The sequence below is a fragment of the Kordia sp. genome, from assembly GCF_045105435.1.
GTDB lineage: Bacteria > Bacteroidota > Bacteroidia > Flavobacteriales > Flavobacteriaceae > Kordia.
In genome coordinates, this window is the sequence record NZ_JBGCDL010000322.1 from 1 (window position 1) to 3,909 (window position 3,909).

The window sequence follows — 3,909 nt, forward strand, 5'->3', positions numbered from 1 at the left end:
GAATATTTGGGACGAATTGCAATGGATGACTTCTTTTGACCCACCGTATCCAATTATAAATTTACGGCATGCATATCGTTTAAAAGGTATGTATTTTCAAATGCTGCAACAATTTCCAAGTGGTGTACAAAACGCGCCAATATCTGAAAAGAAGTTTAGTGAATTTGAAGCTGCTTTTGCAACTTGGCAAAAACGAAATTGGCCTTATTAATTCCCCAAATTATGTTATTCTCAACCGAAGTTACTTCTTCTAAAATAATATCCGACAATCCGTTATTTCAACGGACATTAAAAGCATATCATTTAGTGGCGCCTCACATTCATGGAAACGTGTTAGAAATTGGTTGTGGCGAAGGATATGGAGTAGCATTATTATATAAAAATGCTAATCAATTAACTTTAATTGACAAATCGCCATATACAGCAGAATTGATCCACAATAAGTTTCCAAATACAACGATTATTCAAGAGAAAATTCCGCCATTAACACAACTAGAATCAAATAGTTTTGATGTAGTGGTTTCTTTTCAAGTGATTGAACATATTAAAGATGCAGCTTTGTATTTGGAAGAAATTCACCGTGTATTAAAACCGAATGGGAAAGCTTATATTTCCACACCAAATGCACTAAAAACCATTGCTAGAAATCCTTGGCATTATAAAGAATATACCTTTGAAAGTTTGTCAAGCTTGATTGAAAAAACCTTTACAAATTATCGTATTGAAGCCATTTGCGGGAATGAAAAGACAGACGCGTATTATGAAAAAAATCAAAAATCAGTGGCGCGTTTTTTGCGATATGATGTGCTAAAATTACAACACCGAATTCCTGCTTGGTTATTACAAATTCCGTATGAAATTGCCAATCGGATGAATCGAAAAAAACTACTCAACAAAAATCCTAATTTAGTCAATAGTATTGCGTTAAAAGATTATTCACTTGCTGAACATTCGGAAGCTACCTTGGATTTCTTTTGTACGCTTTCTAAATAGATTTTAGACCGCTGCGCTACTAGATAGTAGATTGCTTCACTTTTAAATGCTTTGTGTTTGGGAAGAAATGACTTGTTAAGATTTGTTTTTATGGCTAGTCCTGAAATATGGCTAAAACCAAGTTCAGACTTTCTTAAGCACTAACTTTTGCAATTCCGAGTGCATTACCACGTAGTCAAATCCGTTGTAATTGCAGTTACCTTCGGTGCCTCCTGACTTTTATATTTTTTCATTTCCAAATTCGTTGCTAAAGTCCCGAACTCTTTTTTCTGGATATTCATATTCTGCATTCATAAGTAAATCTCTCCAATCAGTTTGAGTTAGTTCAATCATTTTTTGTAAATGATTTATATCCTTGTTTCCTGCAAATATTAATGCACGAACAATTCTGTGAATTCTAAATTCTTTACTAGATTTAATTAACTCTTGTATTTTTCTCTTCGCTTCACTAGAGTTTTTTCCATAATCATGTTCAAGTCTTTTTAGTATATCTGTTGGATATAAATTTAGATTGATTGTTTTTTGATCCGCTATAGACTTCAAATCAGTATTCACAATTTCAATTATTTTTCCAAAGCCTATAGTGCGATTTGCCTCGCAAAATTTGAATTCCATATTTTCATAAAGTCGATTGGCAAAATATTCAGTTCCTAAAATTGTAATTTCTGCTTTTACTTTTGTTCCTAATTCCACAATTTCTTGTCCAATATAAGTCTGCTGTCCTGAAGTCAAATATTCTGGATAGTTGTCAAATTCAACATGCGGACGATAACCAGAATGAGCAGGACTACTTCGACCGCCTTTTTCAGTAGTCAAAAATTCCAATTCAGCTATAAAGTCTGTTTTTTTGAAGATATTTTCAGCTTTTAGGTAACGTTTAGCATAAGAAAAGTAAGGGATTAAAACACACTTACTTTTCGGTTTAGCGGATTTTGCAAATAAGCACAAGCCTATGGTTTAACACTTTTGCTCTATTTTTTATATACATCTTTGTTACCGTCTGACTTTTAAATTTGCATATTTTTTTTAATGATTATCTAATTTTTTTGATTACAATACTTGAAGTACCAAGACTTTCAAAATTTACATCTTCATTATCGTGTGCCCTATTAAGATCTTAACCTTAGTATATCATTAGCATTAACTAATATCGTTTGAGTGAAATGAATTGAAAAATCGCCTCCATTACCGCTATCCTCTGGACTAAGACCAAAAATTTTATCTCCAACATCAGTCGTGTTTAATCGCAAGCGTAATTCAATATATTGCTCAATACTGTCAGCATTGAGAGCAAGGTTGCAGGATATTTGATAATAACCTGTTTCTAAAATTCTTAAATCTGTATTATTAATTTTTTGATAAAGGCTATTGTCTTCATTCCAATTTAAACTATTAAAAATATCAATATTTACACCTCCGAGAGTATTAAAATTTACAGTTGTTGAATTATTAGTAAATTTTACAGTTCTATTTTCTTTAGTATCATTAACATTTCTCCATTGCCAACCATCCCAATAATAAAAGCCTGGTAATACATTATTTGGAAATGTACCACTTATAGCTGTATTAAAAACAAGTAATCCAGTCGCTGGTGTACCAATTACTGGACTGCTATTATCTTTTGAAGTTAATTCAACTCTTGTTATCAATACTCCGTTAGTTTCACTTTCAACTTGAAATATAGTTCCATTCTCAAAAGTTGTTGTTCCAATTCCAACTTGTACATTTGATTTTACTGTAAGTATTAAAAAAGCAAATAAAAATAAATAGTTAATATGTATATCTCATAATTTTTTGTTTTATAATGATGCAATATAAATATTTTATTTATAAACTTAGTTTTTAGTTTTTAGTTTGCAAGTAATATTAGCATAACAGGAATCCCTATTATCTCTACCATAACCAAACCTATTTTCTTTTAAGAATTCAGTTATTTTTAAAACTAGATTTTTCTTACGCAACATCAAAATCATCCAAAGGATTTTTAATTTTAAGATGCAAAAAAAAGCTCCACAAAATAATCTGTGAAGCTTTCTAATAATAGAGAAACCAAACTCTATTATTGTTTATTCTTTTTGTAAAGTCTTTATATCTGCAATTAATTGATCAACTGCCGTTTTGTTTAAACCATTGTAAATTCCTCTGATTTGTCGGTTTTTATCAATAAGCACGAAATTTTCTGTATGTAAAAAATCGTCATCCGTTTTTGCTTCTCCCAAATTTTCTTCTACGAAATAATAGTTTCGACCTAAGTCATAAATATGAGAACGTTCGCCTGTAACTAAATGCCATTTTTTGCTATCAATTCCTTTATTTTTCGCATACGCTTTTAAGACTGAAACGGAATCTGTTTCAGGCGTTACCGAATGTGATAAAAGCAATACCTCATCATCGTTTCTAAATTCTTGCTGTAAAATGTCCATATTGGCAGTCATTTTAGGGCAAATTCCAGGACACGTTGTAAAGAAGAAATCTGTGATGTAAATTTTGTCTTTAAAGGTTGCTTCTGTAACTTTTTCTCCTTCCTGATTCGTTAAATTAAACGCTGGAATTTGATGAAATGTCTTTTGTGCTGTTGTTCCGTTTTCAAACCAATAAGGTGTAAAAGATGCTTCTTGATAATACGGTAAACTTTCAACACGACTGTCTAATTGGTTTTTTGCTTTATCACCACAACCAATCAAAAATAAACAACTGATTAGCAACAAAAAACTACTCTTTTGTCTGTACAACTTCATTTTGTAATTCATAACACAATCCTGATCGTTTTAAACCAAAAAATCGTCCGTTTTTTGCTTCGTAATTGTTAAATAATTTTCCGTTTTTTCGCCATGCTTGCTGCAAACCTTCTTCTTTTCCATTGACAATGTTTATACGTTTGAATTTTTCTCCCGTTTTATACCATTGTTCTTGCAC

Annotated in this window: 5 protein-coding genes and 1 pseudogene; 2 read left to right on the plus strand and 4 right to left on the minus strand. The window is 31.3% G+C overall.

Features of this window, described 5'->3' with window-relative positions:
• Positions 1 to 211, plus strand: a 211-nt coding sequence (locus AB8B65_RS16440) for a hypothetical protein (RefSeq protein ID WP_405302363.1), incomplete at its 5' end; no start/stop codon positions are given.
• 11 nt (positions 212 to 222) lie between these two features.
• Positions 223 to 993: a class I SAM-dependent methyltransferase gene (locus tag AB8B65_RS16445; RefSeq protein ID WP_405302364.1), complete on the plus strand. Its 771-nt coding sequence runs from the start codon at positions 223 to 225 to the stop codon at positions 991 to 993.
• A 219-nt stretch (positions 994 to 1,212) separates the two neighbouring features.
• Here the strand turns inward: AB8B65_RS16445 and AB8B65_RS16450 are convergent, their stop codons facing one another.
• The 4 genes and pseudogenes from AB8B65_RS16450 to AB8B65_RS16465 all read right to left on the minus strand — a co-directional run.
• Entirely contained in the window at positions 1,213 to 1,941 is a 729-nt protein-coding gene (locus tag AB8B65_RS16450; RefSeq protein ID WP_405302365.1) for an elongation factor Tu, read from the minus strand.
• A gap of 161 nt (positions 1,942 to 2,102) precedes the next feature.
• Entirely contained in the window at positions 2,103 to 2,642 is a 540-nt protein-coding gene (locus AB8B65_RS16455; protein WP_405302366.1) for a hypothetical protein, read from the minus strand.
• Between the two features lie 417 nt (positions 2,643 to 3,059).
• Entirely contained in the window at positions 3,060 to 3,701 is a 642-nt protein-coding gene (locus tag AB8B65_RS16460; RefSeq protein ID WP_405302368.1) for an SCO family protein, read from the minus strand.
• 4 nt (positions 3,702 to 3,705) lie between these two features.
• Positions 3,706 to 3,909, minus strand: a pseudogene (locus AB8B65_RS16465) (toxin-antitoxin system YwqK family antitoxin); the annotation flags it as partial.

Coding starts and splice junctions, on each gene's coding strand:
- AB8B65_RS16445 (WP_405302364.1), top strand. CDS start 223: ATGTTATTCTCAACCGAAGTTACTTCTTCTAAAATAATATCCGACAAT.